Origin of the sequence: uncultured Microbulbifer sp. (assembly GCF_947504145.1) — a bacterium.
Taxonomy (GTDB): domain Bacteria; phylum Pseudomonadota; class Gammaproteobacteria; order Pseudomonadales; family Cellvibrionaceae; genus Microbulbifer.
On sequence record NZ_CANNGQ010000001.1, the window covers coordinates 1,081,706 to 1,108,265 of the forward strand.

Genomic DNA, 26,560 nt, shown 5'->3' on the forward strand with positions numbered 1-26,560 from the left:
CATACCAGACAAACGTCTTGGTGCAAAGCAAGTTTGTACCAAGTAGCAAAAGATAAATGACAGTAACTTTACCGCTATGACAGGCCAAAATAGCGGGAAATGATCATTAACAGGTGATTCATTCCAGCCCAAAATGCGAGAAACCAATAACCGCCAAACAGGAGGGAAACATTGCTGCCAATCTACGAATTCCAGACGGGTTACCCAAAATTGGTTTCGTTGTATTTTGATGACAAGATTAGGAAATTAGTCCCAAAGGGCTAAGGCCTAGTCGCCCCCAGAAATACACAATCAGGGGTAAAAGCGGGGCTCGGGTTCCAGCGTCACACCAAACTTGTGCTGTACATCACTGGCGATTTCTCGCGCCAGGTTAACCACCTCACTGCCACAGCGGTGCCCGGGGTTGACCAGCACCAGAGCCTGGCGGTCGTGCACCCCTACCCCATTTTTGCGAAAACCCCGCCAACCGGCCTGATCGATCAACCAGCCGGCAGCCAGCTTCCAGCCATCCACCGCCTCAAAGGCAACCAGTTCCGGATGCGCCGCCTTGAGGGATGTGTACAACTGCTCGTCCACTACGGGATTTTTAAAGAAACTTCCGGTATTGGGAATTTCCACCGGGTTGGGCAGCTTGCTATTGCGGATATCAATCACCGCGTCGGCAACAATCGCCGGTGTCAGTGCATCCGGAGACTGCCCGTGCTCGGAAAAGTGCTGTTGGAGCGCAGGGTAGGAAACATGGGGCTGCCAGATGCTCGACAATCGCAGCACCACCTCGCAAATCAAGAAGCGGTCCTTGGCCGGCCCCTTGAAAATACTGTCGCGGTATCCGAACTGGCATTGCTCCGCGGTAAAGGTCACCAGCTCCCCGCTTTCGATCTCCAGCGCGGTCAACTGCTCGAATGAGTCTTTCAGCTCCACCCCATAAGCACCGATATTCTGGATCGGCGCAGCACCAATATTGCCAGGAATCAGTGCGAGGTTTTCCAATCCACCGTAGCCCAGCTCCACGCTGCGCATCACCAACTGATGCCAGTTCTCACCCGCTGCCGCGCGAATTCTGACACCGCTATCGGTGCTTTTGTCGCTCCCGGCGCCGGCGGCCAGAGTTTCAAACTCCAGTCCGCGCATGCCCAGATGTAACGCCAACCCCGGAAAATCGTCGGTGAGCACGATATTGCTACCACCGCCCAGCGGAAGGATGGGCAACTTGTGCTCCCGCGCGAACAGAAGTGCCTCACGCACTTCGTCCAGCGAGCTTGCCGTACAGAAGTATTTTGCCCGCGCGGCGATCGTCATCGTGTTGTATGGCTGCAGGTCTACATCGGGCTGAATCATGTGAGAATCTAAATAAATTTATGCGAAAAATGCACGCATCCGCTCGAGGTCCTGCGGGGTATCCACGCCGCCAGGGACATCTTCACAGGCATCGGCTACATGAATCGAATGCCCGTTGTATAGGAAACGAAGCTGCTCAAGAGCCTCGAATTGCTCGATCGGCGCCATGGGCCAGCTGACAAACAGATTCAACAGCCCTGCCCGGTAAGCATAGATGCCAATATGGCGCCGCGGATTCAGCCCTTGCGGTAGCGACTGCTGATCCAGCGCGAAGGCATCTCTTGGCCAGGGTATGGGGGCGCGGGAAAAGTAGCGGGCCAGGCCCGAGCTCTCAGCGACCAACTTGACGATGTTCGGGTTGAGGAAGTCCTCGGCAGACCCAATAGGCTCCGCCAGCGTGGCGACGCCCGCGGCACTGTTCGCGGCCAGATTCTGCGCCACCTGGTTGATGACGGCCGGCGGGATCAGCGGTTCATCCCCCTGCACATTGACCAGAATACGGTCCTCAGCCACACCGAGGTTCACAGCCACTTCCTGCAAGCGATCGGTGCCGGAGGCATGGTCCGGGCTCGTCATGCACACTTCACCGCCAAAGCCCTGTACGACTTCGGCGACGCGCATGTCATCCGTCGCCACAATCACTCGTTGCGCGGCACTTTCGCTGGCGCGTTCAAATACCCGCTGCACCATCGGCTTGCCCGCAATATCCGCCAGGGGTTTACCCGGCAGGCGGCTGGATGCGTAGCGGGCCGGAATAATGACATCGAATTCGGAACTGGGGATATCGGTCATGCCGTCTGAAAGCTCTCAAGATGTTGGTGAATGCGCTGGTAGAACAGGTCTGGCAGTTGCGCCCGCGCCTCCATGGCCCACCAGTGGCTCTGCCAGAAGTCGCGACACTTGACGGCATCCTTCATCGTCATGATCACCGGTGTCTCGCCGTCGAGCTGGAGCTCCTGCTGACTGAACTGGTGGTGGTCGGGAAAGGCCATTTCCATCACGGTGTAGCCCAGATGTCGGAGTGCATTGAAAAAACGCGGTGGATTACCGATGGCTGCAACCCCGTGGCAGGGGCCAATTTCCGGGCCGGACTCCAGCTTCAAAGTGGAGGTCTGATCCAGGTTGAACTGGTGCCAGAGGGAGGGCACCAATTCCATAACAAAATCTGCTTTTTCGCCGCACTGGGACTCCACCAGCGGGCTCGGGTGCCCGTTCACCACAACCATGTCGACGCTATCCAGCCGCTCCGGTGACTCGCGCAGTGGCCCGCGGGGCAGTAAATGTTCATTGCCCAGCCCGCGCTGGCCATCGACCACGCAGATTTCCATGCTCCGCCAGAGGCCGTAATGCTGAAGCCCGTCATCGGAGATGATGACGTCACAGCCGTGTTCGGCAATCAGCGCTTCGGCAGCCTCGGCACGCTTGGGCGACACCATGACCGGTAGGCCCGTCATCAGGTGCAGCATCAGGGGTTCGTCGCCGGATTCCAGCGGGTGAGATTGCGCGGTGACATTGTAGGGATAGTGCTTTGCACGACCGCCGTAGCCGCGGCTGATGATGCCCGGATTGTGCCCACGCTCCTGCAGCCAGCGGCCCAGCTCCGCCACCAGTGGCGTCTTGCCGGCGCCGCCCACGGTGATATTGCCCACCACAATGACGGGTACCGAGAGTGGTTCGGGCTGATTGCGGAGTTTACGCAGGCGGCTACCCTGTCGGAACGCCAGCTCCAACGGTGCCAGCAGCGGCAGCGGTATACCCGTATCGCTGCCTTCGTCTGCGGCGGGGTACCAGCGTTTGTTTAACCAGTCTTCAAGCGACATTGCGCGATGCGCTCCTATCCCTGTTGTCAGATATTCTCGTTAGTTTCAGCTCAAGGTTCCACCGGACTGCTGCTGTAACAACAGTGCGTAGCGACCGCCCTGGGCCAATAACTCGCTGTGAGAGCCACTCTCTACAATACGCCCCTGATCCATTACCAGAATACAGTCGGCGTTCTCGATAGTACTGAGACGGTGCGCAATCACAAAGGTGGTGCGATTCTTCATAACCTCGGTCAGCGCTGCCTGGATGTGCCGCTCGGATTCGTTGTCCAGCGCAGAGGTGGCCTCGTCCAAAATCAGAACCGGAGAATCTTTCAGCAATGCCCGGGCGATGGCAAGGCGCTGCCGCTGGCCGCCGGACAAGATCTGAGCGTTGTCACCGAGCACGGTATTCAGCCCCTGCGGCAGCTCTTCAATAAAGTGGCGCGCGTGGGCCAGATCCACGGCCCGCTGTACATCGGCTTCGGGCTTACCTTCTAACTCACCATACGCAATGTTGCGGTAAACCGTATCGTTGAACAGCACGATATTCTGAGAGACCAGGCTGATCTGCTCGCGCAAGTCGGTAACCGGCACCTGGGTGATATCCACCCCGTCCAGCAGAATGCGCCCGGCAGTGGGCTCGTAAAATCGCGAAAGCAGGCTGACCAGGGTACTTTTACCGGAACCAGAGGCACCCACCAGTGCCACGGTCTGGCCCGCCTCAACCTTGAAGTCGATATCTCTCAATACGTCCGGGCCGTCGTCGTTGTAGCGAAAGCCCAGGTGCTCAAACGTCACCGCACCGGTTACCGGGCTGGGCAACACCAGCTTGCCACCCACCGGCTCTTTCGGTACATCGAACACTTCAAAAATACTTTCCGCGGCCGCAATCCCTTTCTGGATTTCGGCGTACACCTCGGACAGGTTGCGGATCGGCTTCGCCAGTGACGCCGCCGCACCGATGTAGGAGGCAAACACGCCCGCCGTCATGGATTCGACCATGCCAGGCGCCAGCGCCAGCCACACCAGTATTGCGGTGGCCAGGCCCACCAGAGTCTGAATCACCGAAACACTCGCGTTATCCGCCACCACCAGCTTCATAAACTGCTGCCGGTTGGCATTGCTCGCGGCCTGGAAACGCGTGTTTTCGTATTTACGCCCGCCGTACATTCGCACCACTTCGTAACCGTTGATTGCCTCCTGGGTCACGTGGGTCACATCGCCCATGGTGTTCTGGATACGGTGGCTGAGCTTGCGGAAACGGCGGCCGACGATGCCGACAATCCCGGCGATGATGGGAACAAAAATGAAGAACGTGAGGGTCAGTTTCCAGTTCACCAGTAACAGGTAAGTAAGCAGACCGATGGCGGTAAACGATGAACGGATCAAAGTCCGCAGCGCCTTGGTGATGGAGTTGGTCACCTGCTCTACGTTATAGGCCACCTTGGAAATCAGGAAGGCGCCGGTATAGCGGTCAAAGTAGCTGCTGGGCAGATGGCCGATATGCTCGAACAGCTCCGAGCGCAACCGGTGAATCACCGCACGGGCCACATAAGCCAGGCCGTAACTGCCAACGAAGTTGCCGATGGCTCGCAGAATGATGATCACCAGCATCGCCGCCGGTACCAGCCAGCGCGCGGTTGCCTGCGGCATGATGCCATCGGGGAAAAAGCGGGCCACGTATTGAGACAGAAAACCCTTGCCCTGCTCTATTCCCGCACCCACCGCATCCAGCAGCAGTTCAGTAACGGCAATGAGCGCTACTTCCATGCTGGAAAACAGCAGGAAACCGAATACGGCGACCACAAACACCGGCCACTGGGGTACAGCGTAAGAAAGAAGGCGACGGTAGGTTTTGGCACCGTGCCGGGGCTTCAGCACCGGCTGGGGGGATTTATCCATAAATATCTTGGCAGCGTGCTATCCGCGCAATGCAGTGGGAAGCGGCATCAGCACCACTCCAAATACAACGCAGGCGCGGCAACGACCACGCCCGGCGGTTTAACACTATATAGATTACTGTTCGTCCGGCTGCCGGGTGGTGATACTGAGATGAACAAACCCCAGCTGCCCCGCGGCATCCATGGCACGAACCACCGCCTGATGTTCTGCGGTGGCATCTGCGGTAAGGATCAGCGGGCGATTGTACTCGCCGCCGGACACTTCCGACAGTGCAGATTTGAGGGTGACGAGCTTCTTGTTGATCAGCGCCTTGCCATCCACGGAGTAAGAGCCATCCGCATTGATCAGCACCTCGATCGTCGACGGCGGGCTATCTGCCTGCGGGCCTGCGGCCTCGGGCAGATTCAGCTTGAGATGGCTCTCTTTGGTGAAGGTGGTAGACACCATGAAAAAGATCAGTAGCAGGAACACCACATCAATCAGTGGCGTAAGGTTGACCCCATCCTGCTCGGTATTCTGGCGGCGAAATTGCATTGAGCGCTCCTGAATAGTCGGCTGAGCGCTTAGGCCGCGGCTTCGATACGGCGATCACTGTGCAGGGCATCCACCAGTTTGACAGCCTCCTGCTCCATGGTCACCACGATGGAGTCCACCCGGCGCTGAAAGTAACGATGCGCCATCAGCGCCGGAATCGCCACACTCAGGCCAGCGGCCGTGGTAATCAGTGCCTGGGAGATACCGCCCGCGAGTACACCAGCGTTGCCAGTACCCTCAAGCATGATGGCAGTGAATACCTGGATCATGCCTACCACGGTGCCCAACAGGCCGATCAGCGGAGCGACGGCGGCGATGGTACCCAGCACATTCAGGAACCGCTCAAGCTCGTGCACAACCTGGCTCGCGGCCTCTTCAATGCTGTCTTTCATGACCTCCCGGCCATGCTTGGAGTTGGCGAGGCCAGCGGCAAAAATACGCCCCAGCTGGCTGGAATCGCGCAGTTCCTTGATTTTGTCGGTGGTCAGCTGGTTGCTCTTGAGGCTGCCCCAGACCTCACCGAGCAAGGCGCGCGGCGCGATTTTGCGCTCATTGAGGGTCCACAGACGCTCAATGAAGATGGCGATGACAGCTACGGAACAGATCACGATTGGCAGCATCAGCCAGCCGCCGGACTTGATAATCTCTAACACTTTTTATTTGCCCCAGACTGCGGATGGGTTTTTATGACGTATTCAAGCTAATCCAAGCTCAGCCAGAGACTCTACCACAGCTCGCCGGGCTGGCTAAGTGTCTGATTGTTATCTTTTTTATTGCTGTGACTGGCATACCAAAAGCGCCCACCAGCACGCGCTTCGGCGATGTCTGGGGCTGATGCCTGCGCGCCAGCATCCCAAAAGAAGCGAATTGCCCCACTCTCCGCGGTGCTGAATGCAACTGCACCGGCGGCCTGGTAGCGGGCCACCACCTGCTGGTGCGGGTGCCCGAAGTGATGGCGATAGCCAGCACTGAACACCACCCGCGCCGGACTCGCCCAGCCAATCAACGCCGCTGAGGACGAGGTGCGCGAGCCGTGATGCGGCGCCACCAACAAATCAACAGGTTCAAAGTCGACGTTTTCTGCTGCAAGCTGACGCTCCACGTTGCGGGAGATATCACCGGTCAGCAGCACACGCACATCGCGCCAGGTAACGAGCGCGACGCAACTGTGGTCGTTCTCCTCGCCGCTGACCGCCTGCGACCGCGGCCACAGCCATTCGATGGCCATCTCGCCCATATCGATACGACTTCCGGCGATACAGCGGGTGGACTGCAACATAGATTCCTCGCCCGCCAGGCGCTGTGCCAACCGGCCCGGCACAGCCATGCCAGCAACGTGCAACTGCGCCAGCACCCCTTCGGTTCCACCAGAATGATCGAGATCCCCATGACTTACTGCCAGAAGGTCGAGCTTGCTGCCTGATGTGGCAAGCAGATAGGGGGCAACAATACTGGCACCGGCATTCCAGCCGCTGCCACTGCTCGCACCGGTGTCGAACACCATCGAATGGGTTTCTGTAGCCGCGACCACAGAAAGCCCCTGCCCTACATCCAGTACAGTGAGTGCGAATGCCGGCTCCTGCGTGCGCTGCCAGGGCAATGCCGCGCTCAACAATGCCGGCACCAGACACCAGGCGAGCGCGCGCCCGGGGATGCCGCGGGGCAGGAGCAGCACAACGCCGCAAACCGCGACGATACCTATCATCAACAGGGATGGCGCCGGTACTGCCTGCCAACCGGGAAGATGGGTGTCGACAACCGCCAACAGATTCAGCAGCCAGCCAAGATTTGCATCCGCTACAACCAGCAGAAGGCTACTGACCGGCGCGGGTACAAGTGCACCGAGTAGTATCAGAGGCAATATCACCAACCCCACCCATGGGATCGCAATCAAATTCAAGAGAAATCCGCTGACGCTCACGCCGGCGAAAATCATCACCGACGGCAACAGTAGTGCGAGCAAAATCGCCCACTGGCTCTGGACCGCTGTGCGAATACCTATGCGGATTTTCGCTGCCAGTGCCGGGGTGGGCTCTTGCGTTATAGCGGAATCCTCAGCGGCAACACGCCCGTGAAACCGGAGTAGCAAAGCGCCGACCGCTATAAACGAAAGCCAGAACCCCGCATTCAACACCGCCAACGGTTGCAACAGCAGAACCAGCGCGAGCGCCAGGGCAAACCCGAGACTGCCATTGATCCGGCGGCGACTGAGTAGAGCCACAATCCCAACCCCGGTCATGATCAATGCCCGCTGCGCCGAAAGTGGAGCACCACTGACAAGGGTGTAACCAAGCGCACCCAAAAACGCTGCCACACCGGCGTACAACACAGGGCTACCACCGCGCATCAATCCAACCCCGCGGCCCATCAGCCCGCCGACAAGCAGAAAAAAGCCAGCAACCATTCCCACATGCAATCCGGAAATGGCCAGGAGGTGTGCTGTACCGGTGCGACGCAAAAGCGCCTGGGTATCGCGATCAACGCCACCGCGATCGCCCAGCAGCAGCGCACGAATCAATGCCTCACGTTTGAGTGGTTCACCCTGTGAACCGCCACCGGCGATCTTTTCCCGCAATTGCTCCCGAATTCGCGCCAGTCCCTCTCCGGGCGCAATAAACCTGGGTGGTACGTCCTTGTCCCGGACATAGCCGGTTGCCGAGATCCCCCGCTGCAGTAGCCAGCCCTCAAAATCATAGGTATGTGGATTGACGCTTCCCCGGGGCTGCTTCACGCGTACCGTCATTTCCCATTGACTGCCGGCACGCAACTTTTTTGCCGTTGCCGCATCCAGCCGATACCAGCTCAAACGCAGTCGTGCACCGATCATTTCCGGAATTCCGGAGCGGATCTCGGCTTCAAAACGGGCGTCCTGAAACCCCGATAACTGCCTTGGATAAGAGGAAAATGAAGAAACCGCCGTCGCTAATTGCGGGAGCGAAGTGACAGTCAGGGTAATCCGGTGATCCGTGCCATGAAGTGATTCGGGCAGGCGCTGCGCCAAAGCCTTGTGATTGGACAGTAGTGCCCAGCAGGTGCCGAATAGAAAACACAGAAAGATTAAAAGAAGGAGTCGCACAGGCAGGTTGCCGAGTCGCCGCTCTGACGGTCTGGCGACCAGTAGCAATACACCCGCAGCCAGCGCAGACAACAACAGCCATCCGGCAACTTCTACGCTTCCAGGTAACCCCGGCCAAAACGCCACCTGGCCGATCCCCACCGCCAATGCCCAAAGCAGAACAGACACCATCGAAGTTTGTGCGCAGCACCCAATCCACCAACGCATTGCCAGAGCTTCCTTGCCGCAATTATCCGTTTACCCGCGGGCGAATCCTTTCCACCACCGCCCCGGCGCCGGCTGAGAATATCACCATTACCGCCACAGATTCTGCGCACCGGCAGCAAGATTTGGATTCCCCGACCAGCCTCTGCGAGTGTGCTAGCATCAATAGCTCGTCCACAATAAGAGTTTCGATCACCATGCATCGCATAAAAATCGCACTGATCTGCGCTGCTGCACTGCTCGCAGCCTGCAGCAAGGGGCCGGAGGAATCGGCCAAACCATCGCCCGCTGAACCATCCAACGAACAAGCCGCACAAGACGCGGCGCTACCGGCAGGCGTTACCCTTATTGAAACGTTCGATGGTGACGGCGCTGAAATCGCCATCCCATACAGCAAATACAAACTGGACAACGGCCTGACCGTCGTCCTGCATGAAGACGACTCAGATCCACTGGTCCATGTGGACGTCACCTATCACGTCGGTTCCAACCGCGAAGACCCGGGCCGCTCCGGTTTTGCCCACTTCTTCGAACACATGATGTTCCAGGGCTCGGTGAATGTGGGGGACGAAGAACACTTCCGCATCATCACCGAAGCCGGCGGCAGCATGAACGGCACCACCAACACCGACCGCACCAATTACTACCAGACCGTGCCGGCAAACCAGTTGGAAACCGTGCTGTGGCTGGAGGCCGACCGCATGGGTGTATTCCTTGATGCGGTGACCGAAGAAAAATTTGAAGTCCAGCGTGAAACGGTGAAAAACGAACGCGGCCAGCGCGTCGACAACCGCCCCTATGGTCGCGCACTGGAAACCATGTACGCCGCCACCTATCCGGACGGACACCCCTACTCCTGGCCGGTAATCGGCTGGATGGAAGACCTGAATCGCGCCGATCTCACCGACCTGAAGCGCTTTTTCCTGCGCTGGTATGGCCCCAACAACGCGGTGATCTCTATCGGCGGTGACCTGGACAAAGCCAAAACCCTGGAATGGGTTACCAAATATTTTGGGCCCATCCCTGCAGGCCCGGAAGTCGAGAACCTGCCCAAGCAACCGGCCAAACTGGCATCGGATCGCTACGTCACTCTGGAAGACAACATCCACTTGCCCGCGCTGGCGATGATGATCCCCACAGTGAGTTACAGCCACCCGGATGAGCCCGCGCTGGATGCCGCCGCCGCCATCCTTGGCCAGGGCCAGGATTCCATGCTGTATCAACGCCTGGTGCAAACCGGCCGGGCCGTCTCCGCAAGCGTATCCCACTCCTGCAAAGAACTGGCCTGTGAGATGTGGTTCATCGTGATCCAGAACCCAGCCTCGGGTGAGACCCTGGCTGAGATGGAGCAGGCAGTGCGCGACACTCTCACCGAGTTCGCCGAGCGCGGTGTCACCGAAGACGACCTGATAAAATTCAAAGCCGGCTATGAATCCGGCCGCGTATTTGGCTTGCAATCTGTCTCCGGCAAAGTCTCCACCCTCGCCGCCTTCGAAACCTTCACCGGTAGCCCGAAAGGCATCGACGACGAAATCAACGCGTACCTCTCAGTCAAAACCGAAGATGTGACGCGGGTGTTCGACCAGTACATTGCGGGCAAGCCATCGGTATTGCTGAGCGTAGTGCCCAATGGCAAATCCGAGCTGGCCGCAGCCGAACAGAATTTTGAGTGGGAACGAACCATTCCGGAAAGCTACGGCGATGACGACGAAGCCCTGGCCCTGCGCCCGGTCAAAGACAACTTCGATCGCAGCGTACAACCGACTCCGGGCGTAAACCCGCAGGTAGAACTGCCAGCCATTAAAGACGGCAAACTGAAAAATGGCGTACGCCTGCTGGCGGTACAGAACGACGAGACACCCACTGTTACCGTGCAAGCAGTATTCGGTGTCGGTCAACGGGATGAGCCCCGCGGCAAAGCCGGCCTGACCTCCCTGATGACCTCCATGATGACCGAGGCCACCACCGAACGCAGTGCCGCCGAGTTCGCGGAAGAACTCAAGCGCCTGGGCGCATCCGTCAGCATCAGTGCCGGTGACTACGACACCACCGTTTCACTCAACGTACTGGCCAAACACCTGGATAAAGCTGTTCCGTTGATGATGGAGCGGATTCTGAAACCCGCCTTTACCGAAGAGGACTTCGCGCGCATCAAGCAGCAGACCATCGAAGGCCTGCAGCAAGCGCGCAAGACCCCACAAGGCCTCGCTACCCGCGCCGTTGGCGCTGTCATGCGCGGGCCCGAGCATCCACTCAGCTTCCCCAGCGCCGGCCTGCCGGATACCGTTGCCAAGATCACTCTGGAAGACGTGAAGATATACTATAGCGTCCATTTCCCGGGCAACTTTGGCGGCGTCACCGTCAGCACCAGCCTGCCCCACGACAAAATCGTCAAGGCACTGGATGAACTGGCACAACTAAAAGTGTCTCAGTCAGCGCGCCCGGCCATCGCCTTCCAGAAACCAGAAATCAAAGGCCGCACGGTATACCTGGTCAACAAGGAAGGGGCCGCCCAGTCCAGCCTGCGCGTCAGCCAGCACGCCCTGCCCTACGATGCACTCGGTGACTACTACCTGTCCTACCTGGGTAATTTCCCACTGGGCGGCAACTTCAACAGCCGCATCAACCTGAACCTGCGCGAAGACAAAGGCTACACCTACGGCGCCCGCACCTACCTGATGGGAGAACCGCAGGAAGGCAGCTACATGATGAGCTCCGAAGTGAAGAAGGAAGCGACTGCCGATGCGCTCAATGAAGTGCTCACCGAGCTTGCCACGTTTGATAAGGAAGGTATGACGGAGACCGAGTTTAACTACCTCCGCTCCGCCATCGGCCAGCAGGAAGCACGCAGCTACGAGACCCCGTCGGCAAAGCTGGGGCTGTTGAACCGCATCCTGCGTTACGACCTCCCACTGGATTACCGCTCACAGCAGGGAACCATCTTGCAGGAAACCGATCGCAAGACCCTCAATAAAGCCATTACAGGCCTGCTAGAGCCGGACAATATGGCAATTGTGATAGTCGGCGACACCGATTCCATTCGTGAAGACATCGAAGCACTGGGTATGCCGATTGTGGAACTGAATGAAGATGGCTATGAAATAGATCCAGAGGAGGCGGAAACCGCACCAGATGCAGCGAGCCTCTAGATTCCTACCCATCGACAACAATATGTGATGCAAGAAAGGCGGCTACGGCCGCCTTTCTCATTGCGCAGAATTTTATCCGAAGCCCCTTCCGTAAACGCTCGCCTTTCCGCTACGGAAAGCAAACTCTGGGCAGAAAGAAAATCCGCTAATAGGATATTCCCCCCTGACCGGACATTGCTTTACCTACTCCGGGCATGCGCGGCACGCGCTGCGTGTAGTTTTTTATAACTCTCGATCAGCCGGAGATGCTTGTCCAACCCTTCCAGCTGCATATTGGTTTGGCTCAGCCCATGGAAACGCACAGTGCCCTCCACAGAGCCAACCACGGCTTGCATGACATCCTCGCCATACATACGTCCGAGGTTGAACATAAAGTCTTTCAGTTCTAATTCGTCGTCGAGTGCAATTTCCAGCACTGCCTGTACTGCGCGGTAAAAGAGGCCGCGCTCCACCGTGTTGTCGTTGTATTGCAGGAAAGATTCCACCAGCTCCAGAGCTTCTTCATGGCGCTGGAGTGCCAGGTAGGCCAGGATTTTTAGTTCGAGAACGGTTAACTGCCCCCAAACCGTGTTTTCATCAAACTCGACGCCAATCAGGGTGATGATGGTTTCGTAATTATCGATCTGGCTCTCTTCCAGACGCTCCACCAAGTCTTCCAACTGCTCGTCATCAAGGCGGTGCAGGTTCAGAATGTCTTCCCTGTAGTCCAATGACTTGTTGGTGTTATCCCAGATCAGATCCTCCACCGGATAAACCTCGGAGTAGCCCGGCACCAGAATCCGGCACGCCGGTGCGCCGAGTTCGTCAAACGTGGCGACATACACTTCCTTACCCATCTCCTCGAGGATGTTGAACAGGCGGCTCGCTTCCGTGTCATTGGTATCGGCGTGAGTGCCAGCCTCACTAGCCCCATTACCCGGGGTGAAATCCCACTCCACAAATTCATAGTCAGACTTGGCACTGAAGAAACGCCAGGAAACCACGCCGGTGGAATCGATAAAGTGTTCGACAAAATTCTGCGGCTCGGTAACTTCCAGACTATTGAACGTCGGTGGAGGAACGTCGTTCAGCCCCTCAAAACTGCGCCCCTGTAACAGCTCAGTCAAGCTGCGCTCCAAGGCCACATGGAAACTCGGGTGCGCACCAAAAGATGCGAACACACCACCGGTACGCGGGTTCATCAGGGTGACGCACATCACCGGGAACTGGCCGCCAAGCGAAGCGTCCTTTACCAGAATCGGGAAACCCTGTTTTTCCAGTTCTTCGATGCCTTCAATAATATCCGGGTACTTTTCCAGTACCGCACGCGGCACATCCGGCAGTGCCAACTCCTGCTCCAGAATCTGCTTCTTCACCGCGCGCTCAAAAATTTCCGACAGGCACTGTACCTGCGCTTCCGGCAGAGTATTGCCCGCGCTCATACCGTTACTCAGGTAAAGGTTCTCAATCAGGTTGGAGGGGAAATACACCACCGCACCATCTGACTTACGCACAAACGGCAGTGAGCAGATACCGCGATCAGCGCGGCCAGAATTGGTGTCGATCAGGTTGGAGCCGCCAAGCTCACCTTCCGGGTTGAAAATCTCCAGGGTATACGCATCCAGAATGCCTTCGGGCAGCGCGTCATCGTCCTGAAGTTCAAACCACTTTTCATTCGGGTAGTGCACGAAGTCCGCATTCGCGATCTCCTCACCAAAGTACTGATCGTTGTAGAAGAAGTTGCAGTTCAGGCGCTCGATAAACTCGCCGAGTGCCGAGCACAATGCGCTCTCTTTGGTCGCGCCCTTACCATTGGTAAAACACATAGGCGAGGCGGCATCGCGGATGTGCAGCGACCAAACGTGCGGCACGATATTACGCCAAGATGAGATCTCGATCTTCATCCCAAGGTCCGCCAGAATCTTGGTCATATTGGCAATGGTCTGCTCCAGCGGCAGATCCTTACCTTCGATCATCGTCTTGTGCGCCCCATCGGGCTCCACCATCAGCAGCGCCTGCGCGTCTTCCGCCAGGTTCTCCACTGTCTCGATCTGGAAGTCCGGCCCGGTCTGGATGACCTTCTTCACGGTACAGCGGTCGATGGAGCGCAAAATACCCGCCCGATCCTTCTCCGAAATATCCTCCGGTAACTCTACGTCGATCTTGAAGATCTGGTTGTAGCGGTTTTCAGGGTCGACGATGTTGTTCTGAGACAACCGGATATTGTCCGTCGGAATATCCCGCGCCAGGCAGTAGACCCGCACGAAATACGCCGCACACAGTGCCGATGAGGCCAGGAAGTAATCAAACGGACTCGGCGCCGAGCCATCGCCTTTGTAGCGAATAGGCTGATCCGTGATGACCGTAAAGTCATCAAACTTGGCTTCTAGGCGCAGGTTATCGAGGAAGTTGACGCTGATTTCCATGGAGACTACCGGAATTTGAAGAATGGAGCGGATTGGGACTAGCAGGCTGCTAGAGCGCCGGCATTATCCCGGTTTTAGCGGGCTTCGTCTCGCCTGTTGGGCACAAAACCCAAGCCTTGCCACAACTGTGATCTGCCGCATGGCACCGGCAGCACGCCTGCCTATACTCGCGACCTCATCTCTAGTCATAGCTGATTCCATCGTTGAGGTACCCATGAAGCTAAATCTGAAAAGAACCCGTATCGCCCTCCCCTTACTCGCGGCCCTATTCAGCGCGCCATCACTGGCCAGCAGCAACTCCGGCTTCGGACTCGGCCTGGGTTACGACCTGGGTGTCGGTGTGACCGCGCAATTCCGCGGCACCTCCATATTCGTAAACAGCGATGCGCTGGCGGTCGATATGCGCATTCAGAACTTCAGCAATGATCTGGGCACCATGCACGCCTACATCGACGCGGGTGGCTTCTATGAAGACGGTGGGCACTACGACGACAACGACAAAGCCGGCGTCCGCCTGCCAGTGGGCCTGAGCTTCGGCATCGCGCCCAGCCTGCAAGCCTATATCCAGGCGGTGCCCAACTTCGCATTCAGCGACAATGAAAATAAAGAAGGGTTTGGCGTAGACGGCGCCCTGGGCGTCCGCCTGCGCTTCTGATTCCAGAAGCGATTGAACAAGCCAGACTTCTTCAGCAGCGGCACAATTGCCGCTGCGCTTTTCCCAGTTTCACGGCCTGCCGTTTACCGCTCATAGCCGGTCATCTCCAGATACCCCTCACCCTTGTGACTACCACTTACGGTCACAGGGCCCTCCCAGTAACGCATGGCACCCGGATTCCAGTAGTCACCCGGCCAAGACTGGATTTGTAATTCGATTGCCGCTTCGGGTACCCGCAACTGCCAGGTCACCGGTACATCACCGAGCCGTGTGCTGCGGTATTCCTTCGGCTCAAGGCTAAAATCTTCCATGCTCAGGGATTGAGAACGGCCCTCCTCGCTGACCAGCGTCGCGGAGTAAAAATCTTCTTCACCCCGCACCCGGAACACCATCAAATGCCGACCATCCTCAAGATGCAACGCCATCCAGTCCCAGCCCTCCTCATCGGACCTCAAGTACTGGCTGCTCCACTCCCGGTCGAACCACCCCTGCCCGCTTACGCTAAATTTTTCTCCATCGATCTCAATATCGCCGCCGGTAATTTTTAGCGGGTAACTGAAATACATCGACCCTCCGCCCTCAGCGGACTTGGCGCTAAAACCGCGATCACCATTCAGCACCACAGGCAGCACCGGCGCTAGCTGCAGGTGGTAGCGGAAGTTTGCCCCGTCCACGCGCAACGTCCATGTATTGTCACTTACGCTTTCCAATTTCCAGTGATCGATCCAGGCGCTGAACGGCTGAGTGGTGACGTCTGCCTGGCCAGTGCCACCACGGGCAGCGCGATCGGCGAAACGATGATCATTGGGGCGGCTCAAGGCAGCGTGAGCAAGCCAGATTTCATTGCGGTGCCAACCGGGCTGATCGTCTGCGTACGGCCCCGGCTGGATGCCGTTGCGAAACAAGGTCCACTGGACACCAAAGCGTTTCCCGTCGGGACTTTGCAGATTGGCGGTGAGGTACCACCACTCGAGCCGGTACTCGGGGTGTGCGCCCATATCCTGGGGTAATCGAACCTTCATCCCCGGCGCGGCCTGGCGAAACCCTTGCGGAGGCTCACTTAAAGCACCGAGCGGTGATGTGCCTTGTGGCGCTTTGCCACAGGCGACAATGACCTGGACCGCAACGAACAGAAGCGCAATGAACAGACCGGAGACTTTGTGCATTTTCATTCGTTCTTCAAAGTCTCCAAACGCACCGGGTTACCCACGAGCACGCCAATTAGCGCACCGATACCCAGACACGCCAGCCAAATCTGAACCCAAAAACCCGGATACAAATACAACGGTAGCGCCCAGCCAAACGCGGCCGGATTCACACGCGCAACCAATACCCAGGCGAGGAATACGCCCAAGGGTATCGCCAGCAGTCCCAGTAACCCCGTTACCAGCATGCTGTGCGCGAGCAAACGTAACCGCAGGTTTTTTTGTCCTACACCGTAAACATGCAACAGGGTGTAACTGGACTGACGCATACGGAAAATAACAATTCCCATCAGTGCCAACGCCGTGCCTGCCAGTGCCAGCGTCAACCCGTTGAGCAACTGCGTCATTTGGAAAGTACGAGCGAAGGCCGCGTTCGCGGCTTGCTTAAGACCTACCTGATCCCGCAGACGGCTAGCAGCCATCCAGGGAAACTGCGTTGGCCAGTCTTCCCAGGGAACATTCTGGATATCGCTGACCCCGAGCACGAATGCGGTGTAACGACCGGGAGTTGAATCCCCTACCAGCGCAAGGGGCAACATCAACTCGCCCTCGGGCCTGCCATAATCGGCGTAAATTCCCAGCACGGAGCGCAGGTGTTCCGCGTCGCCGATTTGGAACCGGATGCGGTCGCCGAGCACCAGCGACTGCCGTCGTGCCAATTGCTCGTTTATCAGCACTCCACTATTTGGAAGCGCCGACCACAGGTCCTCAACCGCTGCCTTGAATGGCCAGTCCTGTAGCAGCGGCGATGTGGGGTCGATCGCCAGTACATCCACGGCTAACGCCTCGTCGGTCCCCTGTTCCAGCAATGCGCGACCGCGCACCATTGGCAGTACCGCGTTCACACCAGGCAACGTCTGCAGCCGTGTATTCCAGTCATCCGTGCTCACCGGTTCGCCTGGATCGAGATAGAGATCCCCCTGTAAACGCTGATCAAGCCAGCGCGCAAACGTGGACTCGAATCCGGACACCATCGCCTGAACACCGATCGCAGTGGCAATGGCAAACGCCAACGCCGTGAGTGGCAAACTCAATAAGTTACACAGGGCGCGCATTTCGGAAACAGACCATTCGAGCGACGAACGGCGACAGAAAGGTTCCAGGCATGCGAACAGGCGGTTCAGCAATTCGGGTAGAAGCAATCCAACACCAAGCAAACAACCACTTGCGGCCGTGAACACGACCCAAAGTTTTTCAGTCGCGAGCAAAATCGAGAGAGAGACTGCCACCAGCCCTAACGCTCCAAGCCAGTGCCAGCGAACGGCTTGTGAGCGGCCGGACTGATCAGCAAGCGAATGATCCCCCGCCAATGATTCTCGTCCGAGCATCAGTAAATCCATGCAGGCCCAGCCCACCACCAGTGCAAGAATCAAAACCATGCCGAGCCAGGTTTGTGTCGTCGGCGCGCTTTTCGCAAAGGTATCGATGTTGAAGAGGCCACTGAGCGTCCCCTGAAACCCAGCCGCCATCGACTGTGCCAGTTGTTCACCCAGCCAAACCCCCAAGGCGCCGCCGATTGCCGCGATCGCGATTATCTCCAACACCAGCGCCAGGCGAAGCTTGCCTGTAGGAACGCCGATCCGGACCAGAATTTCCAGGCTCCGGCGACGCTGTTCAAGCGCAAAGCGATAGACACTGCGCACCAGTAACGCAGCAACTAGCAGCGCAAGCGCCCCCAGCGCATCGAGACTCAGCAAAAAGCCATCCACCAACGGGGCTGGCTGGACGCCGTAGTCCTGTAGTTCACTCCGATAACCGTTGGGGAGCGCTGGCAGTCCAGCCCCGCCCGCCTCCTCTGCACGCAGCAAGAGCTGTAAGCTACTGCGGCCACTTGCACCCAGCTCGGTGGCGACAGAGATATCCGCGAGTAATTGTCCGCGAGGAATACCATCCACTTCCTCAAACTCGAGCGCTTGCGTACCCGGAATAGACGCCTGTCGCCACTGCGCGAGGTCGCTCGCACTTCCGAGGAGTAATGGGCGGTCCAGCATTGCGATCAATCGGCTCTCGGCATCAGATCCTTCGTCCTGATCTTCGCCTGAGAAGCTCGCTTCCGGGCGCAAACAACCAGCCGTAAATGGATCCACACCCGTCACCGATGGCACATCACGCCCCAGGAACCGGACTTCCAGGCGCGGTGAGACGCAGAGTCCCGCTCGCCGCAACTGCGCGAAATCTTCCACCGTAAGCGGAGCGCCATCTTGACGAAGCACGCTCACCAACGGCACCAGCGCCGACTGGGACTTGGCAACCGCGGTTTCTGCAGACCCGGTAAGCGAGCGGACGCCGCTCCACAGCGTTGCCGCGCAGATCAAAATCAGCAGCAGGCCGAATAGCTGGGCCGGATGACGGCGATAATGGCTCAGGAAAACGCGGCCGAGTCCCATGGGCGCAAGGCTCCCTCTCGCAGCTCTAGGATACGATCACAGCGCTGAGCCAACTCTGGGTTGTGCGTGACGATCAAAGCACCGACGCCACGTTCGCGAATGGCATCAAAGAAAAGTGGCGCGACGCGCTGCGCGTTTGCATAGTCGAGGCTTCCAGTGGGTTCATCGGCGAGGATCACCGCCGGCTGCATAGCAAAAGCGCACGCGAGTGCAGCACGTTGGCGCTGGCCACCGGAGAGTTGATCCGGGTAGCGGTTGGCCACATCCGATATTCCCAGGCGCTCGAGAAGAGCCCCACCATCGTGTTGCTCCAACCCAGCAAGACCCGCTCGAAACGCAATATTGCGCGCGATGGTCAAGGTAGGAATCAGATTGCCATCCTGAAACAGCGTGGCGATGCGGGTGCGACGTAACCTGGCCCAGTCTCGCTCGGAGAGCGCTGAATGGTGGGTGCCGAGGACGTGGAGGGTGCCGCTATCTGGCGATAACAGGCCATTGAGGATATTGAGCAGGGTACTTTTGCCGGAGCCGGACGGGCCAATCACAGCGACCGCTTCGCCACGGCGAAGCTCGAGAGAGAGGCGGCTCAACACGTTGATCCGTTCTCGACCGTTGCGATAGCAACGGTCAAGGTCTGCCGCCATTATTAGTGTGTCGTTCATAAGCTCCCGGGTGGGCTGTTGCAACTGGACCACTAGTTCCCAACTAGTCTATCGCACCCGGAGATTTCCTGGAGAAAACGAAACTCGCGTCGAGACGTTTAGACGTTTAGACGTTTAGACGCCAACGATACGCGATCGGAACTTACGCCCCTTCAGCTTTCCGTTGGAAAGCTTTCCCAGGGCCTTTTTCGCCACCGACCGCTCGACCGCCACAAAGGTAGAAAAGTCGAACAACTGGATCTTGCCGATTTGCTTGCCGTCGATGCCACCTTCACCGGTCAGGGCACCAACCACATCGCCGGCACGCACCTTCTGCTTCTTGCCGCCATCGATCTGTAGGGTTGACATCAGTGGGCGGGTTGGCGCAAAACCTCGCGGTAGCTCGGGCACCTCAAGAAGGGTCACTTTCTGCTGCATCAGCTCTTCGAGCCGCTCCAGCTTGTAGATTTCTTTCTTGCTCACCAGCGACAGCGCCACACCCTTCTGCCCTGCCCGGCCGGTACGGCCGACTCGGTGCACGTGCACTTCCGGATCACGGGAAAGGTGATAATTCACCACCACTGGCAACTCTTCGATATCCAGACCGCGTGCAGCGACGTCTGTCGCCACCAGGATGGACGCGCTGCCGTTGGCAAACAGTGCCAGCGTCCGATCACGGTCTTTCTGTTCCATATCACCATGCAGGGCAAGCGCGGCAAAGCCGGCCTTCTTCAGTGTTTGGGCGGCCTCGTCGGTTTCTTTCTTGGTGTTGCAGAAGACCAACGCGGAAGAAGCATCGTAATTGGCCAGCAGTTGATACAGCGCCGCCGGTCGCGCCTCGTTGTTTTCGACCCGGTAGTAGTTCTGCTCAATCGTACTCTTATTGTGGGCAGCGGCCACCTCGACCTTTACAGGATCCCGCAGCACGCGCGCAGCAAGGGCATCGATGGTTTTTGGATAGGTGGCCGAAAACAACAGCGTCTGACGATCCTTGGGCAGTTCCGCGAGGATCTGATCCAACACCGCCTGGAAGCCCATATCCAGCATCCGGTCGGCTTCGTCCAGCACTAGCGTGTCGACACGGCTCAGGTCGAGGTTGCCCTTGCGCAGGTGATCTTCGATTCGACCCGGCGTCCCCACCACAATATGTGCGCCGTGTTTGAGGGAGCCGATTTGCGGCCCGAACGGCATACCGCCGCACAAGGTGAGAATCTTGATGTTATGGATGGCGCGCGCCAGCTTGCGCAGCTCCCGCGCTACCTGGTCGGCCAGCTCCCGGGTCGGGCACAACACCAGCGACTGCACGCGGAACTGCTCTACCTTCAGCTTCTGCAGCAACCCCAGACCAAACGCCACCGTCTTGCCCGAGCCCGTCTTGGCCTGCCCGATCACGTCTTTGCCGTCCACGATCGCAGGCAATGCGGCCGCCTGGATCTCGGTCAGGCGCTCATAGCCAAGGTCTTCGAGATTTTTCAGCAGCGCCGGCTCTAGCGGTAGAGATTGGAAATCGCGGGAATGGTCGGTATCAGAAGTGGTCACAACGGAGGCTCAGATAGAGAAATAGCGGCGTATTGTAGGTAAGTAGCGGCCGATTTCCTATGAATTCCGGCCCTGCGTACTGCCGTGACCGGACTGAAGAGCCACCATCCTCTCAAACGGCTTGAGCATTGCCTGGTAGTCCTGCTCAGGATCAAGCTGACCCAGAGCCCTGGCGATGCTTTCGATGGTCGACAGGCTATTTTCCAGCGACGAGTGGCGTACCTGATAATTGGAGTTCAGCACGCCCTCGAAACTGACCCGCGGCAGGCGCTGCAGCAGAGGGTGCAGGTGCAGCATCTTCTTCGCCTTCCGCCAGGTTCCGTCGATCACGACCAGCTGTTCCAGGGCTCCCGCCGAGGCCGTCCCGGGTTCCAGCGCCTCAACATCAGGCAGCCAAGGCAGCGACGGGTAAAGCAGCGCCGAACGGGGTTTCAAAAGGCGAACCAGATCGTTGCTCGTCAGCTGCTCCGCCACAATCAGTTCACTATTATCCAGACACAGGTGCGCCATACGCCCGGTGTTGAATGGGTGCTTCTGTTCCAGCGGGTGCTGTAGGATCAAGACCCGAATACGGTTAGGAATATGCACCAGCGCGCCGCAGTAGCAGACCTTGAGCGGACGCTGGCATGAAGGGCAAGTTTCACGGGGCATGAGCGAATAGGATTCCAGGTCTCGAGACTTAACAAGATCCCGCAAACATTGGTGATCCTAAGCTTGCCGGACCGCCAATTCTACCCTACCGCCAATTTCCACGGCAAAGTACCGCAGATCAAACACATCACCGCAACAATACCACCTCGGCAAATAAAACGAACGCGGCAGCAGCGAAGACTGAAATCAAGAATGCCGGGACAGAAGCGTCTTCGCGCGGCGGGATCTCTTCTCGAATAGCCGTGATGATGATTCCGCCTGCCACAAACATAGTGGAGAACTTCACCGCGCCGGCAAGCTCCTCTGCCACAACAGAGCCCAACCAGCCCACGAACAAGCACAGGCTGAGCACCCAGCGAAACAGCTGAGGGAAGCGATGCGGGTAGCGCCGCCACAAGTGAAAATTAATCCCCACAAAATGCATACTGAACGCCGTTACCAAAGCCAGATAACCAAACCAGGAATTACTCGGCCACTCCCCCAACAAAAACCCTACCTGCGCGTAGTAGATACCGAAAACGCACAAAATCAGCACCTCTGAAACGGTCAAGCGCTCGTGTGCAGTTTTCGCCCCCTCCGCCATATCTCTATTCGCGATTAGCAGAAAAGTAACGAACCCTGCCAGCGCCCCGAGGTAGGCATGGAGGTTCACAGGTAGCAAGGATGTGCTTTCATCGACTTGGAGTGATTTCTGCACTTCCGCCAGCTTCGGTAGAAGCGCCAGAAAAACATAAGACACGCCTATTCCAGCCGACACACTTAAAATTGGCGGGTGTGACTGTCTGCGGAACATGGACCAGTGCGGGAGAGTTACGGAGATCAGGGAGACAACTAACACCGCGAAGAAGGAAGCATAGATACTCATAGTCGTCCCTTCTGCTGTGGGCGCGAAACCGAGCGATGGAATATTCAGTAAGACTAGCAGATCGTGCTCCAGCCCTGCTCCTGCGCCTGCTCAGCCCGGGTCAGGTCGCGTGCCGAACACCAAGTGCTTTCGCGTACTTTGCGGTACGCCGTTAGCATGAGGGCCCATGTTGCCAGACGTCTCATCACCGTTGTCTACAATTGAGGTCACTCATCAGCTGCGCCCCTGAACAACTCAAATCGTAACGAGTACGACAGAATGCGATGCCTTTCCCGCCTGATTTTCGCCACAATCTTCCTTACATCATTGACTTTCCACGGGCAGGCTCAGGACAGCATGACCACCACGTTGATCATTAATGCCAACGTGTTTGACGGCGTCAATCAAAAACTCATGCCGAACACGGACATCCTGATCGAAGGCAACCTGATTTCACGCCTGGGCACCAATATCGAGGCTCCCTCAGGCGCAAATGTAATCGACGCTGCCGGTAAAACCCTTATTCCAGGGCTGATCGACGCCCACTGGCATGTGACATACGCATACACCCCCGCCTCCATACTGCTGCTCAATCGCGGGGACATGGCCGAGGTGGCAATTCGCAGTATGACCGGCGCAAAAGAAACCCTTCTCCGTGGTTTCACCACAGTGCGGGACACCGGGGGCAACCCCTTCGCCATTAAAAAGCTCATTGACGCTGGAGAGTATCCCGGCCACCGCATTCTTCCCTCAGGTCCATTCATGAGCCCTACGGCGGGCCACGCAGATCACTACGGGGTACCTTCCGATACACCGCGAGACAAGTCATACCTCAATTATTGGGAACGCAATATGATGGCGATGACCTCCGATGGCGTCCCGGAGGTACGACTGAGAACGCGCGACATCCTCAAGTCCGGTGCCAGCCAAATCAAGATCACCACCGGTGGTGGAGTCTCATCGCTATTTGATCCTCTGGATGTCAGCGAATATTCAGTCGACGAAATAAAGGCAGTTGTCGAAGAAGCCACAAATTACAACACCTATGTCGCGTCCCACGTAATGACAGATGTGGGCATACGCACCGCCATTGAAGCTGGAGTGATGTGTATCGAACACGGATTTTTCGCCTCAGAAGACACATTGAAATTGATGAAATCAAAAGGAGCATGGCTAAGCCCCCAGCCAATGCTCGAGGCAGATATGAATTGGGACGACCCAATCAGTGCCGAGAAATTCAAGCAGGTCACAGCTGCGGTCGCGGATCTATATCCGTTGGCAAAAAAGGTGGGCGTCAACCTTGCCTTTGGTTCTGATCAGTTATTGGACGCATCAAAAGCACACCAGCAAAGCGAGTACCTTGTCCGCTTGGGAAAATGGTTTTCCCCCTATGAGGTGCTGAAGATCGCCACTTCTGAAAACGCCCGCTTACTGGAGCTCAGCGGCCCCAGGCACCCCTATCAAGAAGGACCACTGGGTGTCATCAAGGAAGGTGCCTATGCCGACCTGATATTGGTAAACGGTAACCCGCTAGAAAATCTCGAATTAGTAGGTAACCCCGAAAAGAACTTTGTATTGATTATGAAGGATGGGAGAATCTACAAAGACAACCTGAAAAACAGCATTGATATAAACCAATCAAACATAGAGCAGTGAATGTGGTGCAGAATAGCTCTTCAGCCATTTCGCCACGCTCTCACGCAAAACCGTGCTGGCGGTCATTTCAATACGAATAAACACACATTACATGCCCTCACAATCCGCAACTGATTCATTCACCACCCAATGGCTCTCCGATGTCGAGATGCCGTTGGCGAACAAGTTCTACCGAAACCACAACTTTCGCGGCAAAGCCCGCCGGCATGATCCCTGTATGGTGGTGCGGAATGAGTCCAACCAGATCATAGCCTGTGGCTCCCTGCGTAAGCTCACCGACAGCCAGCTACTCACGGGTGTGGCCGTTGCTGAAGAGCATCGTGGAAAAGGTGTGGCTCGGCTGCTGCTGAGTCACATGAATGAAGCCTATGACCACAGTACCTTCACCTTCCCCTATCAGCACTTGATACCGTTTTACCAATCACTCGGCTATATCGTCGTGGAAGAAGCCGGCTTGCCTTCGGCTATCGTCGATCGCTTTCATACCTATCAGAAACAGGGGCGGGATATAGTGATCATGCACTATGCAGGCCTCTCCTAGCGATTTCCCGAGATATATGATCATCGGTAAATTCTCCCACAGAATTCGCTCAACTTATTGCCCGCCGCCCCAATTGTGGAATATTGATATATCAGAAAATGCAAAAAAGCGCACCAATCGATCAATTCCACTCTGACACGATTTTTTGTATTTGATAAAAAACAAAGAAGCAATCAAAATTGCGCGCACAGGAACCAAAAGGAGTTGGGCATGACTGAACAGGTATCAAGCATTCAAAATCATAAGAATACTATCCAAACCATAAGTGGCACGATTGCATCAATTGGGCTCGAGCAAACCGGAAAGAAAATAGCAGGAGCGCTAATAACCCCTGCGACCTGGGCGGTTAATTACGCAGCAGAGGGTTCTAAACCAGGCGCGGTCGATGTTGGAATTTGGGCCACGGGCTTCCTTTCTGCGCCCGCCGCAATTGCTACAGGGCTTACTAAAGCTGTTGTAGATGACGATACCCAGCAAAAGCTTCAGAAAGTTAGGTCTAAAGAACCCTCTAAGTACTCCCAGTATATTGTCCCGTGCAGCACGTACAGCTTTTCCGCTCCTGAAATTGCAGCAATGACGATTGCTAGCAAAGGTGGAACCGCCTGGGTAAGCAATATAGGTCTCTGGGTTTATATTAGCGACGCCAATAACAATCTGGTTGCAGACTATCAACCAACTGACTTTCTAAAAGTATACCGGCCAAAAAAGCCATACCAAACTGGCGTCAACGGTGGATTCAATTGGGAGGCAATAAAGAGAAAATGAGCATGAAAATTGTACCATTAGTTGCAACCTTGATTTTCCTAAGCGCCTGCACGGAAAAAGACACCCAAGAAACAAGCTCCTACCCCAACGAGTTTGAAATTTTTTGCGATAAATTTACAGACCTAGTACAAGATGAAGGGTATTCAGACCTTACACCCGAAGAGCGTTCACAATTACTTGATCAATCATTCTCCAAAGTTGTGAACACCTCGAGCGACGCTTATCTGGCATGGTCTGCCATCAAGAATGCCACCCCTTCACAGCGAGCCGAGCTATACAGCGATGCAGCGAAAAGTGTGGGCAATACTGAATGGGAGTGCCCGGCGATCAAGGAATTCGCCGATCAAGTCGGGGCGAATTAAAGCCAAGCGGCTGGCGTACGGCACATCAGAGCTGTACGCTTTTCCACTATTCGGGTGGATACCATTAGCTCCATAACCTTATCCTCCAGGGCTTTATCGTCCCCGGACAGTATATAATCCACCGTAAATCCCATATTACTGCCCTGCTCGGCAAACCAGTGCCAGCGCTGAACACCTTGAGTTTCAGATGGATAGGTGGCTTTGACCAAGCACATTTTCAGATCGGCGGAACCGCCACACTCGTAACTGGAGCTGACATTTCGCCTACCAGATTCATAGGATTGGAGGATCTTCGAAACATACGTAGGAGTATCTACCTGCATTTCACCCATACAGTTGGGGCGAACCTCAATACGGTGTCCCGGATCCTTCTCATACAGCAAGTACTTGTGACCGGAAGGAAGCTCGGCCTTAACCCATCCATCGAAGGCCTTCATTTCTAAGCCAACTGAATGAAATTCAATAGATCCATTATGGTCATCGGCGCCACTAGCTAGAGGCACCGTTAGTCGAGAACTATAAAATCCGCCCTTCTCTGCAAGCCACTCCTTAATAGAAACATCAAACATGTATGTCGAGGTTAGAAGCACCACAAAAAGTATGCAAAGGTTTGTAGTTTTGATGACCTGGCTACGCCTAGCCCAAGGTGAAAGGCACGCTCCCACAGCCATCAATACAGCAATCAATATTGGAATATACCGAGCAGCTCCTTCCACATGAAAAATTCGATTCCAATAATGCAAGTATTGCAAAAATACGAAGTATAGAATCCCCACAATGGCGAATACATTTGCTCGATAGAGCTTATCTTTTGATAGCTGCTTACTATTGAGAGCAATAAATATAAGAAGGAGAGGTATTAAAGCATCCATGGCACTGCGCGAATACATTCCTGAGTAATCGG

The 26,560-nt window shown here is 56.5% G+C and carries 21 protein-coding genes; 6 read left to right on the forward strand and 15 right to left on the reverse strand.

Features of this window, described 5'->3' with window-relative positions; translation table 11 throughout:
- Positions 1-291 precede the first annotated feature (291 nt).
- The 7 genes from murB to Q1A74_RS04900 form a co-directional block, all read right to left on the reverse strand.
- Positions 292-1,338: a UDP-N-acetylmuramate dehydrogenase gene (gene murB, locus Q1A74_RS04870; protein ID WP_299592885.1), complete on the reverse strand. Its 1,047-nt coding sequence runs from the start codon at positions 1,336-1,338 to the stop codon at positions 292-294.
- Between the two features lie 18 nt (positions 1,339-1,356).
- Positions 1,357-2,130, reverse strand: coding sequence for a 3-deoxy-manno-octulosonate cytidylyltransferase (gene kdsB, locus Q1A74_RS04875; RefSeq protein ID WP_299592888.1), 774 nt, complete (start codon positions 2,128-2,130; stop codon positions 1,357-1,359).
- Complete coding sequence (gene lpxK, locus Q1A74_RS04880; protein WP_299592892.1) at positions 2,127-3,158, reverse strand: tetraacyldisaccharide 4'-kinase; 1,032 nt, start codon at positions 3,156-3,158, stop codon at positions 2,127-2,129. The genes kdsB and lpxK overlap by 4 nt, the downstream gene beginning before the upstream one ends.
- Before the next feature lie 45 nt (positions 3,159-3,203).
- Complete coding sequence (msbA, locus tag Q1A74_RS04885) at positions 3,204-5,042, reverse strand: lipid A export permease/ATP-binding protein MsbA (RefSeq protein WP_299592894.1); 1,839 nt, start codon at positions 5,040-5,042, stop codon at positions 3,204-3,206.
- 114 nt (positions 5,043-5,156) lie between these two features.
- Positions 5,157-5,576, reverse strand: a complete 420-nt coding sequence (locus Q1A74_RS04890; protein ID WP_299592896.1) for a biopolymer transporter ExbD — start codon at positions 5,574-5,576, stop codon at positions 5,157-5,159.
- Positions 5,577-5,605: 29 nt separating this feature from the next.
- Complete coding sequence (locus tag Q1A74_RS04895; protein WP_299592898.1) at positions 5,606-6,229, reverse strand: MotA/TolQ/ExbB proton channel family protein; 624 nt, start codon at positions 6,227-6,229, stop codon at positions 5,606-5,608.
- 71 nt (positions 6,230-6,300) lie between these two features.
- A complete protein-coding gene (locus Q1A74_RS04900; RefSeq protein ID WP_367275357.1) occupies positions 6,301-8,859 on the reverse strand; it encodes a DNA internalization-related competence protein ComEC/Rec2 in 2,559 nt (852 codons plus the stop codon).
- Positions 8,860-9,053: 194 nt separating this feature from the next.
- On the opposite strand from Q1A74_RS04900, the gene Q1A74_RS04905 reads away from it, so the two are divergent.
- Positions 9,054-12,005 carry a pitrilysin family protein gene (locus tag Q1A74_RS04905; protein ID WP_299592900.1) on the forward strand — a complete coding sequence of 984 codons (2,952 nt, stop codon included), beginning with the start codon at positions 9,054-9,056 and terminating at the stop codon, positions 12,003-12,005.
- Positions 12,006-12,184: 179 nt separating this feature from the next.
- Here the strand turns inward: Q1A74_RS04905 and Q1A74_RS04910 are convergent, their stop codons facing one another.
- Positions 12,185-14,410, reverse strand: coding sequence for an OsmC domain/YcaO domain-containing protein (locus Q1A74_RS04910; protein WP_299592902.1), 2,226 nt, complete (start codon positions 14,408-14,410; stop codon positions 12,185-12,187).
- A 214-nt stretch (positions 14,411-14,624) separates the two neighbouring features.
- Between Q1A74_RS04910 and Q1A74_RS04915 the strand changes: the two genes are divergently transcribed.
- A complete protein-coding gene (locus tag Q1A74_RS04915) occupies positions 14,625-15,065 on the forward strand; it encodes a hypothetical protein (protein WP_299592903.1) in 441 nt (146 codons plus the stop codon).
- 83 nt (positions 15,066-15,148) lie between these two features.
- Here Q1A74_RS04915 and Q1A74_RS04920 read toward each other — a convergent pair whose 3' ends face one another.
- The 6 genes from Q1A74_RS04920 to Q1A74_RS04945 form a co-directional block, all read right to left on the reverse strand.
- On the reverse strand, positions 15,149-16,237 hold the full coding sequence (locus tag Q1A74_RS04920; RefSeq protein WP_299592905.1) for a lipocalin-like domain-containing protein: 1,089 nt from the start codon (positions 16,235-16,237) through the stop codon (positions 15,149-15,151).
- A complete protein-coding gene (locus Q1A74_RS04925; RefSeq protein WP_299592907.1) occupies positions 16,234-18,657 on the reverse strand; it encodes an FtsX-like permease family protein in 2,424 nt (807 codons plus the stop codon). The genes Q1A74_RS04920 and Q1A74_RS04925 overlap by 4 nt, the downstream gene beginning before the upstream one ends.
- Positions 18,633-19,319: an ABC transporter ATP-binding protein gene (locus Q1A74_RS04930; RefSeq protein ID WP_299592909.1), complete on the reverse strand. Its 687-nt coding sequence runs from the start codon at positions 19,317-19,319 to the stop codon at positions 18,633-18,635. The genes Q1A74_RS04925 and Q1A74_RS04930 overlap by 25 nt, the downstream gene beginning before the upstream one ends.
- A 114-nt stretch (positions 19,320-19,433) precedes the next feature.
- Positions 19,434-20,837, reverse strand: a complete 1,404-nt coding sequence (gene dbpA, locus Q1A74_RS04935) for an ATP-dependent RNA helicase DbpA (protein ID WP_299592911.1) — start codon at positions 20,835-20,837, stop codon at positions 19,434-19,436.
- Positions 20,838-20,894: 57 nt separating this feature from the next.
- On the reverse strand, positions 20,895-21,488 hold the full coding sequence (locus Q1A74_RS04940) for a tRNA-uridine aminocarboxypropyltransferase (protein WP_299592913.1): 594 nt from the start codon (positions 21,486-21,488) through the stop codon (positions 20,895-20,897).
- A gap of 127 nt (positions 21,489-21,615) precedes the next feature.
- Entirely contained in the window at positions 21,616-22,353 is a 738-nt protein-coding gene (locus Q1A74_RS04945; RefSeq protein WP_299592915.1) for a hypothetical protein, read from the reverse strand.
- A 336-nt stretch (positions 22,354-22,689) separates the two neighbouring features.
- Here Q1A74_RS04945 and Q1A74_RS04950 point away from each other — a divergent pair, with 336 nt between their 5' ends.
- The 4 genes from Q1A74_RS04950 to Q1A74_RS04965 all read left to right on the forward strand — a co-directional run bounded on the left by Q1A74_RS04950 (position 22,690) and on the right by Q1A74_RS04965 (position 25,656).
- Positions 22,690-23,988: an amidohydrolase family protein gene (locus Q1A74_RS04950; protein WP_299592917.1), complete on the forward strand. Its 1,299-nt coding sequence runs from the start codon at positions 22,690-22,692 to the stop codon at positions 23,986-23,988.
- Positions 23,989-24,079: 91 nt separating this feature from the next.
- Positions 24,080-24,529, forward strand: coding sequence for a GNAT family N-acetyltransferase (locus Q1A74_RS04955; RefSeq protein ID WP_299592919.1), 450 nt, complete (start codon positions 24,080-24,082; stop codon positions 24,527-24,529).
- 210 nt (positions 24,530-24,739) lie between these two features.
- A complete protein-coding gene (locus Q1A74_RS04960) occupies positions 24,740-25,294 on the forward strand; it encodes a hypothetical protein (RefSeq protein WP_299592921.1) in 555 nt (184 codons plus the stop codon).
- Between the two features lie 2 nt (positions 25,295-25,296).
- Positions 25,297-25,656 carry a hypothetical protein gene (locus Q1A74_RS04965; RefSeq protein WP_299592923.1) on the forward strand — a complete coding sequence of 120 codons (360 nt, stop codon included), beginning with the start codon at positions 25,297-25,299 and terminating at the stop codon, positions 25,654-25,656.
- Here Q1A74_RS04965 and Q1A74_RS04970 read toward each other — a convergent pair.
- Complete coding sequence (locus tag Q1A74_RS04970) at positions 25,653-26,528, reverse strand: hypothetical protein (protein WP_299592925.1); 876 nt, start codon at positions 26,526-26,528, stop codon at positions 25,653-25,655. The genes Q1A74_RS04965 and Q1A74_RS04970 overlap by 4 nt on opposite strands.
- Positions 26,529-26,560 lie beyond the last annotated feature (32 nt).

What these genes read in the sequence shown, in the direction of transcription:
- Q1A74_RS04905 (WP_299592900.1), top strand. Translation starts at nt 9,054, where the DNA reads ATGCATCGCATAAAAATCGCACTGATCTGCGCTGCTGCACTGCTCGCA.
- Q1A74_RS04890 (WP_299592896.1), bottom strand. Translation starts at nt 5,576, where the DNA reads ATGCAATTTCGCCGCCAGAATACCGAGCAGGATGGGGTCAACCTTACG.
- Q1A74_RS04925 (WP_299592907.1), bottom strand. Translation starts at nt 18,657, where the DNA reads ATGGGACTCGGCCGCGTTTTCCTGAGCCATTATCGCCGTCATCCGGCC.
- Q1A74_RS04970 (WP_299592925.1), bottom strand. Translation starts at nt 26,528, where the DNA reads ATGGATGCTTTAATACCTCTCCTTCTTATATTTATTGCTCTCAATAGT.
- Q1A74_RS04900 (WP_367275357.1), bottom strand. Translation starts at nt 8,859, where the DNA reads ATGCGTTGGTGGATTGGGTGCTGCGCACAAACTTCGATGGTGTCTGTT.
- Q1A74_RS04950 (WP_299592917.1), top strand. Translation starts at nt 22,690, where the DNA reads ATGACCACCACGTTGATCATTAATGCCAACGTGTTTGACGGCGTCAAT.
- murB (WP_299592885.1), bottom strand. Translation starts at nt 1,338, where the DNA reads ATGATTCAGCCCGATGTAGACCTGCAGCCATACAACACGATGACGATC.
- Q1A74_RS04915 (WP_299592903.1), top strand. Translation starts at nt 14,625, where the DNA reads ATGAAGCTAAATCTGAAAAGAACCCGTATCGCCCTCCCCTTACTCGCG.
- Q1A74_RS04940 (WP_299592913.1), bottom strand. Translation starts at nt 21,488, where the DNA reads ATGCCCCGTGAAACTTGCCCTTCATGCCAGCGTCCGCTCAAGGTCTGC.
- Q1A74_RS04920 (WP_299592905.1), bottom strand. Translation starts at nt 16,237, where the DNA reads ATGAAAATGCACAAAGTCTCCGGTCTGTTCATTGCGCTTCTGTTCGTT.
- msbA (WP_299592894.1), bottom strand. Translation starts at nt 5,042, where the DNA reads ATGGATAAATCCCCCCAGCCGGTGCTGAAGCCCCGGCACGGTGCCAAA.
- Q1A74_RS04945 (WP_299592915.1), bottom strand. Translation starts at nt 22,353, where the DNA reads ATGAGTATCTATGCTTCCTTCTTCGCGGTGTTAGTTGTCTCCCTGATC.
- lpxK (WP_299592892.1), bottom strand. Translation starts at nt 3,158, where the DNA reads ATGTCGCTTGAAGACTGGTTAAACAAACGCTGGTACCCCGCCGCAGAC.
- Q1A74_RS04955 (WP_299592919.1), top strand. Translation starts at nt 24,080, where the DNA reads ATGCCCTCACAATCCGCAACTGATTCATTCACCACCCAATGGCTCTCC.
- Q1A74_RS04965 (WP_299592923.1), top strand. Translation starts at nt 25,297, where the DNA reads ATGAAAATTGTACCATTAGTTGCAACCTTGATTTTCCTAAGCGCCTGC.
- Q1A74_RS04930 (WP_299592909.1), bottom strand. Translation starts at nt 19,319, where the DNA reads ATGAACGACACACTAATAATGGCGGCAGACCTTGACCGTTGCTATCGC.
- Q1A74_RS04910 (WP_299592902.1), bottom strand. Translation starts at nt 14,410, where the DNA reads ATGGAAATCAGCGTCAACTTCCTCGATAACCTGCGCCTAGAAGCCAAG.
- Q1A74_RS04960 (WP_299592921.1), top strand. Translation starts at nt 24,740, where the DNA reads ATGACTGAACAGGTATCAAGCATTCAAAATCATAAGAATACTATCCAA.
- kdsB (WP_299592888.1), bottom strand. Translation starts at nt 2,130, where the DNA reads ATGACCGATATCCCCAGTTCCGAATTCGATGTCATTATTCCGGCCCGC.